Source organism: Vibrio sp. 10N.247.311.47 (genome assembly GCF_041467535.1).
Classification (GTDB): domain Bacteria; phylum Pseudomonadota; class Gammaproteobacteria; order Enterobacterales; family Vibrionaceae; genus Vibrio; species Vibrio crassostreae_C.
The window spans coordinates 1-14,213 of sequence record NZ_JBFSUR010000040.1 but is presented as its reverse complement, the minus strand read 5'-3'; the positions used below and the strand labels follow the sequence as shown (position 1 = coordinate 14,213).

The window sequence follows — 14,213 nt, the reverse complement described above, 5'->3', positions numbered from 1 at the left end:
TTCCTTAGTCTGAACCGAATAGATCGCGCGTATACACTTTGTCTTTCACATCCGCTAACTCTTGAGCCATGCGGTTTGAAACAATCACGTCACAGCCTGACTTAAACTGTTCGAAATCCGTTAATACTAATGAATGGAAGAACTCTTTTTCTTTAAGCTCTGGTTCAAACACCACAACTTCAATGCCTTTTGCTTTAAGGCGTTTCATAATGCCTTGAATGCTTGAAGCGCGGAAATTGTCAGAGCCTGACTTCATCACTAATCGGTAAATACCAACGCGTCTTGGATTTCTTTTAATAATAGAGTCGGCAATAAAATCTTTACGCGTGGTGTTCGAGTCGACAATGGCACCGATAATATTGTTCGGCACATCAGAGTAGTTAGCACGCAGTTGCTTGGTATCTTTTGGCAAGCAGTAACCACCATAACCAAATGAAGGGTTGTTGTAATGCGAACCAATGCGAGGGTCTAAACTAACCCCATCGATAATCTGGCGTGTATCTAATCCGTGAGATTCGGCGTAAGTGTCGAGCTCATTAAAGTAAGCAACGCGCAGTGCTAAGTAGGTATTAGAGAACAGCTTTACTGCCTCAGCTTCTGTTGAATCGGTGTACAGGATTTCAACGTCTTTTTTAACCGCGCCTTCTAACAACAAATTTGCGAATACTGTCGCGCGCTCAGAGCGCTCACCTACTACAATACGAGATGGATGCAGATTGTCGTATAAAGCTTTACCTTCACGCAGGAACTCTGGTGAAAACACCAGGTTTTCACATTCAAGCTCCTCTTTAATACGCGCAGTATAACCTACAGGCACGGTAGACTTAATCACCATCACCGCATTTGGGTTAATCGCCATCACGTCTTTAATTACCGCTTCAACGGAAGAGGTATTAAAGTAGTTCGTCTCTACGTCATAATCAGTAGGGGTAGCAATAACCACATAATCGGCATTTGAATACGCTAACTCTTTATCGAGTGTCGCAGTGAAGTTTAATCGTTTATTCGCCAAAAAATCTTCAATTTCAGCATCAACGATTGGAGATAATTTATCGTTCAGCAACCTTACTTTCTCTTCGAGAATATCGACCGCGATAACGTCATGATGCTGTGACAACAGCATCGCATTTGATAAGCCTACATAGCCTGTACCGGCAATTGCAATTTTCATTTTATTTTTCTTCGCTGACGTTGTAATTTGTATAATTAAAAATTTGATATGAAAATAATTAGGGAAAGCTCTAACCTTCCCTATCATAATATTTGATTAGACTTGAGCTTCTAATAAAACCGCACGCAGCACTTCAGCCGTTTTGCCGATCTCATCCTGAGTTAAGGTTGGGTGCACTAAAAACATTAAGCTGGTTTCACCTAGCTCAACCGCGTTCTTTAGCGGTACTTTAGGTCTAAAACTTGTGTCATCAAATGCTTTTTCTAAATAAACTTCAGAACAACTGCCTTGAAATGCCGGTACACCTAGAGCGTTAATTTCGTCAACGATTCTATCGCGGTTCCAGTCCGAAGCCAGTTGGTCTGGGTTTACAAACAGATAATGCTTATATTCGGCATGCTCTATGTAGTCGGGTACATCAACGCGACGTACTACGCTTAACTCTGAAACCGCATCATCAATCGCTTTACCATTCACTTGGCGCTTTTGAGTCCACTCAGTCATGCGAGTTAGTTGAATACGACCAATCACCGCTTGCATTTCAGTCATACGCCAGTTTGTCCCGAAGCTTTCATGTAACCATCGAAAGCCTGGCGGGTGTTCGCGGTTGTATATTGCATCAAAACTTTTACCGTGGTCTTTGTAGGACCACATTTTAGACCACAATTCATTGTCATTGGTGGTCACCATGCCACCTTCACCACCGGTGGTCATTATCTTATCTTGGCAGAAGGACCATGCGCCAATATGCCCTATTGTACCAACGCTTCTACCTTTGTATTTCGCGCCGTGAGCTTGAGCACAATCTTCAATTACGTAAAAGCCGTGCTTTTCAGAAAGAGCCATTATGGCATCCATTTCCGCTGGCATACCCGCTAGATGCACCACTATAACCGCTTTTGTTTTAGGGGTGAGTACCGCTTCAATGGAATCAGCGGTGATGTTTTGGCTGTTTAAATCTACATCGGCAAACACAGGATTAGCACCTGTAGTAACGATAGATGACGCTGAAGCTAAAAATGTACGCGGCGTTGTAATTACTTCGTCACCACCTCCGATATCGAGCGCTTTCAACGCCAAATCCAGAGCTAGCGTACCATTAGCTAAGGCGACCGCATGTTTACAATCGCACCAGTTAGCAAATTCCTTCTCGAATTCGCGGCACTCCGTACCAGTCCAGTAATTAACTTTATTGGACAGTAAAACCTGTTGAACTTTTTCACATTCTTCTAACGTGTACTGAGGCCAATCTGAAAAGCATGTGTTTAGCATTTAACGCACCACTGTTTCTATAATATATTTTATATCATCCACAAAATTATAAGTCTTCGCATATTTTTTATTGATGCTGACCTTATCGGGCCAGATTACACTATCATTATATTTCTGAGGATTTCCTTTAGTCGAAAGTATATACTCTTCATCATTATACTTAATCGAAGCTGGGCCGGTAATACCTGGTCTTATTGATAATATTATTCTATCCTCACCCCGGAGTTTATCAGCGTACCCCGGAACGTCAGGTCTCGGCCCTACAAAACTCATCTGTCCAATTACCACATTAATCAACTGCGGTAACTCGTCTATCTTATACTTTCTAAACAATTTGCCACTCACAGTAATACGGGAGTCCAAAGCACTTGTAACAGTCGTTCTAGAACTAAAATCAGACTTTTCTGTCATTGTTTTTATTTTTATGACTTTAAAAGTGTGTCCGTCTTTACCTACACGATCCTGCAGGAAAAACCCGTTACTTTTAGTTTCAATTGTTGCGACAAGCCAAGAGAAAAATATAATGGGAATGAACAATGTTAACGAAAGCAAGCCCACAACTAAATCGAAAACTCTTTTAAAAACGATCCGATACAAGATAATAACCTCAGACTATAATTTGTGTTTTATTTTTTAAACTGTTCTGCAACTTTATATTCAGAACAGTGACTAGGATACTGAGCCTTCACGCTCTCGCTAGGAAGTTCCATATAAGAATTCCCAAATCTTAAGCTTAGATACTTTTCGTTATCAGTCATTATGGAAAACTCTGCACTTGAAAACTTAACTCTACGCCCAAATTTTGCCCATTTAGACTTTATACTTGTATTGTTAAACTTAGCTCTTCCAAAAAAATGGCTCAACAAGTAAGAATCATCTTGTTTCCGATTCAAAATCTGTACATAACCTAACAAAACCTTTCTAACCGGTGAAACCACTAATGGCCCAACAAATTTCATCACGATTTTTTTCATCTTGGAGTCTGTAATAAATCCTCTTCTATGCAGCGCAGAAGCCGATAGTAATTTTGCGGATAAATATTGTGTATATCTCAAAAACTTATTACTAAATGTGTTGTTTAAACACATAATATCAATGTAAATACCGTGATGCATTTCCCTTCCTCTTACATCCTCTTCGATATAAGTCGTGTTATTCATCCTTATCTTTGAGAAATATAAAGGCCACTCTTTGGTATTACCCTCTTGAAAATAAAAAACTTCAGTATCTAGTTTATTTTTCGCTATCTCACAAAATCTTACATAATCTTTATGTTTCATACAGACGTCGAAATCATCGTCCCACGGAATAAAGCCACCATGTCTTGCTGCACCTAAAGCAGTACCGCCTAACAGAAAGTACTGAATATCATTCTCACGGCAGAGTTGATCGAAGTACTTTGCAATATAAAGAATATTATCTTGTAATTCAACTAAATCACTTTTCATCAAAAACGTCTCGCAATAAAGTAAAATTTCGACATTAGTGTATTGATGAAAGTAATTTTCGTTAAAATTCTCGCCAAGTATCTAACTGTTACAAATAAATATTTTTTTGAGAAAGCCCTTATCGGACTGCGCATCCACCTATGTGGATGATTACTCAAAATAATTATCTCTGAATTAGATGACTCAATATCCTTTATTAAATCAATAATATCTATATCGGGGATTTGTTCACGATCGTTCTCATCAATAGAAGTTACTTTTTTCCAAGAATATCCGGCATCTGTATAATATGTGAAAGTTTCACCAAAGACCTTTCTTGCATCAACGACTATATCAAAAATACCTGGGAACAAGTCCCTAACGTTTTTATTTCGAAAGAAGTCCTTATTAGAATTCCAGCCATCTCTTACTAATACAGGATTACCATGAGGACATACAGTTTCAATAGCGAACCCATACTCATGAAATTTGTTTATTGATTTTTGAAAATCTAGTATGGCTAATTCAAAGCAACCATTATTGGCATCAAGAACGTCATAATGATAGCCAATCTCATGTCCCAAATTTTGTATTTGACTCGCGATAGATATTGATTCAACAAAAACATCAAACTGAAAATAGAATACAGACTGAATACCATGCTCTGCCTCGATACGAGCAATATCTAATGCTCTTTCGGGATTAGCCTCTACATCATGTTTAAAAAACACCCTCTTCGTTGAACTATTAGCTATCTTGCTTTTGGAGTCCAGGCTACCATCAAGTCGGTTTAACGATACAAATCGACATATCTCATTCCAGCGTTTTAATGTTTGCACTATACCATACCCTAAAGTGACTTTCTGTCATCGTCGTAAATTCCCTGTAGAATCTCTGTAAATTTAGTTGATGAGACCTGATCTGTATAACGAAAATATTCGACACGAGCATCATATTTTCTCAACTCATTATCTAATTCAATAAATATTGGTGTATCTTTCCAATCATCACCTACAAACATTACGTTAAAACCAATTTCGTGGAAAGATTTTAATTTATCTCGATGGGTTTGAATTATGACTTCATCAACAAACTTAAGAGAACTTATTATCTCCATTCTATGAGCAAGCGGTATTATTGGTAACTTATTTTTATAGCTTTGTACCAATTCGTCTGAACTAACTCCAACAATCAAGTAGTCACAATGAAGCTTCGCTTTTTTTAGCAATCTTAAATGACCAATATGAAACATATCAAAAACGCCAGTGGTGTAACCTAATATTTTTTTATTCATTATTTTTCTCTTAAAAATCTGTTAAAGATTAACTTCCTAAACTTGTCTGTAATAACTATCTGCAAGATAAAGCGAACAATAGAATTGAAACCAAAACGAACTACGCTTATCATACCATTTCGTAACATAAACAATTGTATTTTCATTTCACTTACAAAATAACTTTTCCCACCTCTGCGCTCATAAGTTGCACTAGAAACTGCAGCCTTTACTAACACCTCCGGTATATTGGCCATATTTTTTCCCGCAAGAAGTAAACGGCACCACAAATAATAATCCTCATTGTGATAAAAATCCCGATATCCTCCAACAGCTTGGATATCCTCTTTCTTAAACATCACTGACATCTGATTCATAGGGCAACGGGTCTTACTGTATTCAGCTATCTGTTCAGATTCAGTTGGAACGGTTCTTTTAAGGGGCTTCACAAGTGGCGAACTGAAATCACTATATTCTTCAATATAACCACCTACAACACTTATGACTGGATTATTTTCCATGAACCTCATTTGTTTTTCAAATCTAATATCTACATTCAAATCATCTGCATCACAAATAGCAACATAATCGTTCAAACATAAATCAAGTGATTTCCGTCTAGCAGAACCATGACCGACATTATTCTCGAAACGAAACAAAGTAAATGTAATTCCCAATATGGTTGCTTCATCTTCGAAGCAAGATATTTTACTGTTTAGTTCATCGTCAACTTCACCATCCACAACTAGTACAATCTGATTAGGTAAGAGACTTTGTGATAGTATAGAATTAGAAGCAATTGTGAAGAGTTCTGTGTCGTCTCCTTTCCAAACGCACATTGCCACCGAAAATAACATAACCTTAACCCTTTAATAAAAAACAGTAGTAAACAAAAAAATAGATTATATTTCTTTGCTAGTAACGTTGAGTGACTGATTGTAAGCTAATCCAAGCACTAAAAATAGTGTTTCATATAAGACCTCTAAATAGGAGAATCCGATAAAGAAGAACATAGTGAAGATTGCATAGTAAACGCCATTGAATCTCAAAGGTATCGCAATTAAAAACAGATATATAAGTGAACCAAATATGCCAAAGAAACCAAGTAATAGTGGGATACCTGAGTGAGCATAACGAACCTGAGACTCAAACGAATAATATAAGCCACCATCATGTAAGCCACGTCCAAAGAAATCCAAAAGTAAGTTGCTACCAAAAAGCTCGTAGATTGTGTAGAAAGTTTTTATTTTACTTGCTCCACTTGCGTCATAATCTACTGCATGAATTATATTAGAAAGCGCTACGGACAAAAAAACAAGTGACGCTGAGGCCATCAGCACTATTATGCCTAATTTTATATAACCATTAAATTTATTTAATAGCCAGTATGCAAGTAATAAAAAATGGCACAAACTTATAGAAAATATAGCTGAACGACTCATAGTTAGCATCGTTAAAATAAAAAGAACACACTGCACAGCAATCCAAATATTATTATTTATAGCCTTCTTAAAAAATATATTTAATGACATAACACAAGCTATATAAAAACCTACACCATTAGTGTCTGACAATATAATAGAATCTTTCTTTGCAATATAGAAATTGTCAGATAAAATTGCAAGGCTAAAACCCACTCTTGAAAATCGTACATAAGCATCTATGAGGAGCAATGTTATTGAAATAACGTTTACTAGTACGTAAACATTTTTTCTGTCTCCAACTTTGCTAAAATCTATTTTTTGCGCTACAAAAAATGCCAAATAAATTAACATTACTTTCATAAATGCATTAGTGTACTCTATAAAATCATTATTAGACTGACCAGTTATAAGACAAGCCAAAACTAAAAAGCATACAAAATAACAAATGTCATTCTTATTTAATTTGCATGTTCTTATTATTAAAATAAAAGCTATTGGTAAAAATATTAATGGTAAAAGAAATCTACCAATGGGTAAGAAATTCAGTTGAAAAAATGACAACGAAAAACACAATAATATTATATTGTTAACATTAACTACAGTCATTTAAATTATCGATTCCCATTTTCTAAATATCTTTCTCTGCTCAAACGCTTCGATTATTTCGTTAGAGAATGTAGTGCAATAATTGAATCTTTTATCAAATACCTTTGAAATTGCATCAACATAACTAACTATTTCAGCGTTACTATTATCACCAGTAGGCACAGGTAATAGAAATCCGACAGGTGTTTCATGAACATAAGAATCGTTGGGTTTAATATTTTTACCAAACCCTATAATGGAACTCGGACCAGACGCACAATTTGAGCTAACCACAGGTAATTTGAAGTCAAGAGCCTCTAATAAAGATACAGGAAATCCTTCAATAGAAGAGGCTAAACACATAACATCTGCACATGAATAAATATCTTTCATATCCGGACAGTAGCCTAGAAAATCGACAAAGTTACCGTGTTTCATTTTATTTTTTATTTCTATCAACTCTGCTTTTAAAGGCCCGTCACCTGCAATTAATAATTTCATATGTTCATTTGGATATTTATTCTTTAACGACTCAAATACAGAAAGAATAAAGTCAATGTTTTTTTCTTTAGACAACCTACCTGCAAAAAGAATATTAAAGCAATGTTCAGCATAGTCTTTCTTTTCTATACAACAGATACGTTCATAACAATTTGGTATGGTTACAGCTTTCCCTAAACCGGTCTTTTTATTAAACTCATTGGTTACATCTTCAGTTAGAAATACAACAGAATCACCGATTTGACTTACCCAAATAAACTTTTCATAAAGAAACGAAACTAACTTACTCTTACCCTGTGAATAAGTAAAAACGTTTGTATGGTAAACAAATAAACAATTCAGACTAGGTTTGAAAAACTTTAATAGGATACCTATGAATATTGGTAAAAAATGAACACATATTATCGTCTTTTCATTTCGTCTAGTAAGCTTTCCAACACTCAAAGGTAGCAAGAGAATGTTCCTAAATAGGTCGAAAAAATTCTTTTTGTAATACTTACTTGTCTTGAAGCCAAGTGTTGTAATTTTTGATAATGGTATATTCTCAGATCTGTCCGTCAAGATATTATCAGTTAACACAATATTACATTCGACTTTATTATTACAAAACATTCTGTAATAAGAGTTGATAACCTTAGAAATACCTCCAGTATTGAGGCTAGGTGCCAAAATCACAATCTTATTCTCATTACTCAATTGATTCACCTTTTTGCCATACGGCTAACTTTGTTTTTAACAACTTTAAATAAAACATAAATATAACCTATAAAGAATCGGACGCTGAATCTATTTTTTTCAGCACTTTCTGAATATATAACTTTATATTTATCGATAGCTTTATCAATGAGAAAGTTATCCTCATAGGTTCGTGCCAATGATAGGTTTGACTTATAATATTCTAATTTGAAGCTTCTCAACTTATCAACTTCATATTTTTCATCAACCTCTTGTCTACCCGAAAAATTTTTTGAAAATAAACTAGCAAAATTTTCTTCTGTAACAATTACCGGATAATCTAACTGCTGAGAAGGGCAAAGCATAACCTTCCCCAACAGAGCACCTTCCATGAACCCCCTACCAGTACCTATTACAACATCAGATTGTTTAATATGTCTGGTAGCATTATTTGTGTAGTCTTGAGTAGTATAGAAATTCACATAGGATGGGTTACTAGTTTCGAGCAATTCGTTATAAACATCTTTATTTTCAATATAGCCCACTATGGCCAACTCAACTTCTACACCTCTATCATGAAGTAATTTTGAAAAGTTTATCGCCTGTCGGATCTTAGATCTAAATGAATATCCTATTCGGTTTATTGCTATAATTTTTACACTTTTATCATGGAAAAATAATTCACGTTCATTTGAATGAAGTAGAGGACTATTCTTTAAAGATACTCTATTGGGAATCAATAATAAACGATCAAACTTGAATCCAGATCTCTCAAAATACTCTATATTTTCTTGTGATAAACAAATTTGATTTTGACTAATTAAATGATATGGTCTTTTAGGGTCTGGTCCACCACACAAAGTATTAATCAACAACTTATTCTTGAGACGTAGAGAGGTAACAAATATATTTGATAGGTTGTCAAAAGAATGTAAAACATCGAACTGTTCGAATATATTATCAAGTTTTTTCCTTTTGAAGAAAAAATCAAGTTCTGATAATAAAGTAACATTAAAATCGTTTGATTCGTATATATTTGGTATGCTTTTCCCTATAACGAACAACTCACAATCAATGCCCGATGAGACAAAGCTTTCAGTCAACGTTTTAACAGTATAAAAATGTCCCCCAACATGGCCTTCAAAATAGTATATTACAATTGCAATCTTTTTATCGAAATGATTATTTTTCATTGAATTTTCCTTACGGGATATCCATAGCATCCTATTATTTGTCTTTCACCATTCTTAATACAATAGCAATCGTAATGATGTAGTTAATTACCATTATTAAACTAAAGTTTTTGAGTGTAGATAACGGATCAGATCTAAAATAATAAGAAAAAGAAAAAACCAAACAAATCATTATCAGTCTCAGGAAATTAACTAACAGGAACATCTTTTGGTTAGAAACCACATTTATGATTGATGTTATAGGGTTAGATATAAACTGAAACAACATATAGAATGATAAGATTGAAGTGTAAATTCCTGCTAATTCCCACTTCTGACCAAAAACAATAATAAAAAGTTCTTTGCTAAAGAAGAACAAGATGAAACTAGGGAACACACCAACTATTAATAATTTCTTTATCAGGTTTTTTGTGAGTGAATAAATGTTAGACAAACCGCTATTTATCTGTTTCGCCGCTTCACTATAAACTACTTGACCTATATTTTGAGATACTAATGCGATTGGTATTGCCATACATGTGAAAGACAAAGCCAGTTGTCCAGTTTCTTCCGTCCCATATATGTAACCAAAATACAAGAGGGGAATCTTGCTAGACAAGATGAGCATAAACTGTGAAGGCAACCTATAGATCGGAAATTCTATGTATTGTCTTGCGATATAAATCATATCACAGCTATAGTGTAAAAATTTTAATATCTTATTTTTAAAATACACCACAAAAACTAATAGCCCACCCATTAGTGTTAAGGAGTGCCCTATTACTAACCCTATTGCTCCAACATTCAAAACCCCCAATATAACCTTTGTTAAGTTACCTAAGAGAGATTGAGAAATTTTACTTTTTGAAATAACTTTGAAATTTCTATTTCTAACTAAATAACTTTCAATAGTTTCGTATATGCCAACCAAAAAAGCAACACTAGGCATTAGCAAAATATAGTATTTGTTCACCCCAAAGATTTCTGAATATTCAAATTTGAAAAAGGATATACTGGCCAGTATCATAGTCAAAATAAACCAAATACAACAACTAACAAAACATAATTTCAACAAAGAGTACGATTCCTCTTCTTTTTCTGGAAGAGGAATTGCTATATTGTACCGAAGCGTAAACAATGGTATTAGTAGCGAAACTATTGCTAAAAAGATTGATAGTTCACCTAATTCTTGAGGTCCGTAAACTCTTGTTATAATAGGAATTGAAATAAGACCAATTAGCTTCGCACTTGATGAACCGAAAACTAATGTTCGAATATCTCTAAAAAGTTGCTTATTATTTCTTTTCGACATTGGTACTTTTATGAGTTAATGTATAAATTGTCAGTGATACACTCATGAAATGCAATTTACTAGACTTACAAATAGAAAAGTCTAATCTTTCACTTTTTATTAATATACTTGTAAAGCATTTAATTTATACCGATTTATAACGGTTGATTTTCAATATATTTTAATTTTCATAGATATGCGCATTTATTATTCATGATATTACTCTCTTAAAAAAGAGAATTTCATTAGAAGGCAGAACTTTTTTGCAAGTAAACACTAAAGGTGTTCAATTTAGCGAACATAAAATTTAGCATCTCTATAAATGTAACTAAAGAAGCTACTAAATTAAATGCTTTAAATATAGCTTGAGAAAAAGAAATGTAATAAAAACTTACTATAATCAATATATTAAAACATAAAACACTAGCATTAAATGCATAGGCTAGAGTTCTTGGTAAAGGAATTACAACACTATAACGTAAAGAAGTAAAAGCAAGTCAGACTACCGTAAGAGAAACAAAAAGCCTCCCCATATCTGCAGGAGAGTAAATCCGCGTGATAATTGGAATACTTACTATACCAATCATTCTTTCGACAATAGAACCTGAAGCTAAAACTAGTATATTTTTATAAATACTACTCATTTACCTTTCACTTAAATAACTCAAGCTACCAAAGTCAAAGCTGCAGTATCAGCGTCAATAAAGACACATTTTTCAGAAACATATTTTGCTTCTGACTTAAGTTGATAACCCGTTTCAGCTTTTACTTTTTCGATTGCAATAGCAATTAGGCTTAATATATCAGAAGCTTTGGCATCACCATCATTTACAATGAAATTTGCATGTTTAGAAGATATCGATGCGCCACCAATTTTAAATCCTTTCAATCCAACATCTTCGAGAATTTTACCTGGAGGACCATAGCTATCATACATTGAAGGGTTGCTTATAAAAACAGAACCACAACTAGGCTTTTTTCTTGGGAATTTTTGATTTCTAGATTTAAGTATATCTAAACACTCTCGCCTAATTAATGATCTATCTTTATCTTCCAAGTTTATTGTTGCACTTAATATTAACTCTGAGTTAGATTGAAAAATACTATTACGGTAGGAAAAAAAACAATCATCTTTATTTCTTGTAATTAACATCCCATTTTCGTCTATAGACTCAATACTTATTAAACGTTCAGAAATAGACTTCCTTTGACTTCCAGCATTCATATAGATGGCTCCCCCTAGGGTAGCAGGAACACCAATAAGATGTTCTATTCCAGAAAGTCCTTGATTCGCACACAAACGCACTAGATTAGGTAAATAAATACCGCTACCTACAGTTATCGACCTTAGTTCAAACTGACAGTAAGAGAATTCAGGTCCAAGTTTTATTAGCCCACCACGAACTCCTGAGTCAGAAAACAACAGATTTGAAGTATTACCAATTATAACAAAAGGAAGATTCAATTTATCTAAAAATTCGAGAGCCTCTTTTAATTCTAAAATCGAATTAACTATAAATAAGAAATCAGCAGTTCCACCAACTCGCCAATACGAAAAATCTTTTAAAGATATATTTTTATATAACTTCATAATTAATCAATTTCTTTTACATTAGCTCCAAGAGCCTGTAATTTATCTAGGATTTGGTTATAGCCTCGTTTTATTTGCCAAGAATCAGTTATAGTTGTTTTTCCATTACTTACCATACCCAACATAAGAAGAGCAATACCCGCACGTAAATCTAGGGCTTTAACTTCAGCTCCTTTTATCTCGTTACTACCTTCAACAACGAATAGATCACCGTTAACAGCTGTGTCAATGTTCATCTTGTTCATTTCTTCCCCATATGCATAGCGCCCAGGAAATCTCAAATCAATAATATGACTAGTGCCATTACACATAGATGCAAAAGCTGCAAATAATGGTTGCATATCTGAGTTAATTCCTGGGTATGGACCAGTACTAATCTCAATAGGGTAACATGCACCTTCACCTACAATTGCACTATCATCACATCTGTATAGGTTAACTCCACTTTCTCGCAAATGAATTAATGGGATTTCTAGGTCTTGAAAGGGGAAGTTTTCAATTTTAATTTCACTCTTGGTCATAGTAGCCAAGATAACCCATGTTAATGCTTCCATGTTGTCTGGCATTACGCTATGACGAATTGAGGATAATGATTTAACGCCTTTAATCTCAATTCTTTCCTGTCCATAAGCTTTAATATTTGCTCCTGATTTATTTAAAAAATCGATTAAATCTATAATTTCAGGACGAATATGTGGGTTATATATTCTTGTTGTACCATCAGCTAAACAACCTGCAAGAATTGCATTCTCAGTTGCACCAGTAGAGCGCATTCGAAGATGAATATCACACCCTTTCAGTCTTTCGTTTGATTCCGCTACTAAGTAATCACCATCTTCGAATATTTTTGCCCCTAGCGATTCAAGTACATGAACATGAATATCATATTTACGCTCGCCAAGCTTGCACCCTCCAGGTAAAGGTACACGGCCGTAACCATACTTAGCAACAGAAGCACCTAGAATTAGGAGAGTGTTTCGAATCGAACGTTCGTGCCACTCAAGGTTCGTGCTCATTTTACCATCCTGTGAAATGACGACGTGATCACCGTTGACTTCGACAGTTTTACCTAAATAACGGAGCATGTCCTCATGGATTTGAACATCAAGCAAATCGCTTGGGTAGTTTATCAACTCAACATCTTTATCAAATAAAATAGATGCGGCTAGTAAACGTAAAACACTATTCTTTGCGCCACTGACTTTAACACTGCCTTTAAGCTGACTTTTTTCGACTAAAAATTTCTTATCATACATTTTCTTAAATCTCATTATGTTTAATTGTACTAATAATATCTATTTGCTAATGTTTTGAGAGCAAGGCAAGATTACGAAGGTCTTGCTCTACCATGCATCCCCGTCAATAAAGGCTTGCCAGCACCTTCAGAAGGTACTCAGAATCCATCGCACACATCGCTCTTTTGTGCTTAATACTCGCTTTCAAAGTCACCTCACTCCTCAGCATGTTCAAACTCATCTGTCTGATCCTTGCAAAGTTCTCTGCACTTTCTTCCGCTCGTTTTCGACAATCGTCTTCACTAAATGTCGTATCGAGAGACCAATTCATCGACTCGACCAACCAATGTGAACGCGTTGCGTTTAACAATTCCTTAGCATTTAAATCTTTCGAGCTAATGTAGTAGCTCAACGTGATTTCTGACTCTTTCATCACGGATTCTTCTTTTCTTACAAAAACAGCGGTACCCATTGAGTAAAGAACGGGTACCGCAAGATTTGAAAAGTAGTGCGTTGGGATTGTCAAGGTTTTATCACAGTGCAGGGCAAGATTACGAAGCCCCTTGCCCTGCAAGGACTTGCGAAAGGTAAGCGTT

General features: G+C 34.9%; 14 protein-coding genes. All 14 read right to left on the bottom strand.

Annotation, left to right across the window (positions count from 1 at the left end; all coding sequences use genetic code 11):
• Nucleotides 1-4: 4 nt before the first annotated feature.
• The gene (locus AB6E51_RS20835; protein WP_372057577.1) at nt 5-1,171 is read right to left on the bottom strand and encodes a nucleotide sugar dehydrogenase; all 1,167 of its coding nucleotides are present in this window, start codon (nt 1,169-1,171) and stop codon (nt 5-7) included.
• 96 nt (nt 1,172-1,267) lie between these two features.
• The gene (locus AB6E51_RS20830) at nt 1,268-2,443 is read right to left on the bottom strand and encodes a DegT/DnrJ/EryC1/StrS family aminotransferase (RefSeq protein ID WP_372057576.1); all 1,176 of its coding nucleotides are present in this window, start codon (nt 2,441-2,443) and stop codon (nt 1,268-1,270) included.
• The gene (locus AB6E51_RS20825; protein WP_372057575.1) at nt 2,444-3,040 is read right to left on the bottom strand and encodes a sugar transferase; all 597 of its coding nucleotides are present in this window, start codon (nt 3,038-3,040) and stop codon (nt 2,444-2,446) included.
• A gap of 29 nt (nt 3,041-3,069) precedes the next feature.
• Nucleotides 3,070-3,891, bottom strand: coding sequence for a phosphorylcholine transferase LicD (locus AB6E51_RS20820; protein WP_372057574.1), 822 nt, complete (start codon nt 3,889-3,891; stop codon nt 3,070-3,072).
• Nucleotides 3,891-4,709: a hypothetical protein gene (locus AB6E51_RS20815; RefSeq protein ID WP_372057573.1), complete on the bottom strand. Its 819-nt coding sequence runs from the start codon at nt 4,707-4,709 to the stop codon at nt 3,891-3,893. Before AB6E51_RS20815 ends, AB6E51_RS20820 begins: the two co-directional genes overlap by 1 nt.
• Before the next feature lie 11 nt (nt 4,710-4,720).
• Complete coding sequence (locus AB6E51_RS20810) at nt 4,721-5,164, bottom strand: adenylyltransferase/cytidyltransferase family protein (RefSeq protein WP_372057572.1); 444 nt, start codon at nt 5,162-5,164, stop codon at nt 4,721-4,723.
• Nucleotides 5,164-6,000, bottom strand: a complete 837-nt coding sequence (locus AB6E51_RS20805) for a glycosyltransferase (protein ID WP_372057570.1) — start codon at nt 5,998-6,000, stop codon at nt 5,164-5,166. Before AB6E51_RS20805 ends, AB6E51_RS20810 begins: the two co-directional genes overlap by 1 nt.
• Nucleotides 6,001-6,045: 45 nt before the next feature.
• Nucleotides 6,046-7,173: a hypothetical protein gene (locus AB6E51_RS20800; RefSeq protein ID WP_372057569.1), complete on the bottom strand. Its 1,128-nt coding sequence runs from the start codon at nt 7,171-7,173 to the stop codon at nt 6,046-6,048.
• The gene (locus AB6E51_RS20795; protein WP_372057568.1) at nt 7,174-8,349 is read right to left on the bottom strand and encodes a glycosyltransferase; all 1,176 of its coding nucleotides are present in this window, start codon (nt 8,347-8,349) and stop codon (nt 7,174-7,176) included.
• 5 nt (nt 8,350-8,354) lie between these two features.
• Nucleotides 8,355-9,521, bottom strand: coding sequence for a hypothetical protein (locus tag AB6E51_RS20790; RefSeq protein ID WP_372057567.1), 1,167 nt, complete (start codon nt 9,519-9,521; stop codon nt 8,355-8,357).
• Nucleotides 9,522-9,555: 34 nt separating this feature from the next.
• Nucleotides 9,556-10,812 carry a lipopolysaccharide biosynthesis protein gene (locus AB6E51_RS20785; RefSeq protein ID WP_372057566.1) on the bottom strand — a complete coding sequence of 419 codons (1,257 nt, stop codon included), beginning with the start codon at nt 10,810-10,812 and terminating at the stop codon, nt 9,556-9,558.
• A gap of 643 nt (nt 10,813-11,455) precedes the next feature.
• Nucleotides 11,456-12,382: a UDP-N-acetylmuramate dehydrogenase gene (gene murB, locus AB6E51_RS20780; protein WP_372057564.1), complete on the bottom strand. Its 927-nt coding sequence runs from the start codon at nt 12,380-12,382 to the stop codon at nt 11,456-11,458.
• A gap of 2 nt (nt 12,383-12,384) precedes the next feature.
• The gene (locus tag AB6E51_RS20775; protein WP_372057563.1) at nt 12,385-13,638 is read right to left on the bottom strand and encodes a UDP-N-acetylglucosamine 1-carboxyvinyltransferase; all 1,254 of its coding nucleotides are present in this window, start codon (nt 13,636-13,638) and stop codon (nt 12,385-12,387) included.
• A gap of 103 nt (nt 13,639-13,741) precedes the next feature.
• Nucleotides 13,742-14,213, bottom strand: a 472-nt coding sequence (locus tag AB6E51_RS20770) for an ISAs1 family transposase (protein ID WP_372140106.1), incomplete at its 5' end; no start/stop codon positions are given.

Bases quoted from the DNA above. Each gene is read 5' to 3' on its own strand.
- AB6E51_RS20835 (WP_372057577.1), bottom strand. From the start codon at position 1,171: ATGAAAATTGCAATTGCCGGTACAGGCTATGTAGGCTTATCAAATGCG.
- AB6E51_RS20830 (WP_372057576.1), bottom strand. From the start codon at position 2,443: ATGCTAAACACATGCTTTTCAGATTGGCCTCAGTACACGTTAGAAGAA.
- AB6E51_RS20820 (WP_372057574.1), bottom strand. From the start codon at position 3,891: ATGAAAAGTGATTTAGTTGAATTACAAGATAATATTCTTTATATTGCA.
- AB6E51_RS20810 (WP_372057572.1), bottom strand. From the start codon at position 5,164: ATGAATAAAAAAATATTAGGTTACACCACTGGCGTTTTTGATATGTTT.
- AB6E51_RS20805 (WP_372057570.1), bottom strand. From the start codon at position 6,000: ATGTTATTTTCGGTGGCAATGTGCGTTTGGAAAGGAGACGACACAGAA.
- AB6E51_RS20800 (WP_372057569.1), bottom strand. From the start codon at position 7,173: ATGACTGTAGTTAATGTTAACAATATAATATTATTGTGTTTTTCGTTG.
- AB6E51_RS20790 (WP_372057567.1), bottom strand. From the start codon at position 9,521: ATGAAAAATAATCATTTCGATAAAAAGATTGCAATTGTAATATACTAT.
- AB6E51_RS20785 (WP_372057566.1), bottom strand. From the start codon at position 10,812: ATGTCGAAAAGAAATAATAAGCAACTTTTTAGAGATATTCGAACATTA.
- murB (WP_372057564.1), bottom strand. From the start codon at position 12,382: ATGAAGTTATATAAAAATATATCTTTAAAAGATTTTTCGTATTGGCGA.
- AB6E51_RS20775 (WP_372057563.1), bottom strand. From the start codon at position 13,638: ATGTATGATAAGAAATTTTTAGTCGAAAAAAGTCAGCTTAAAGGCAGT.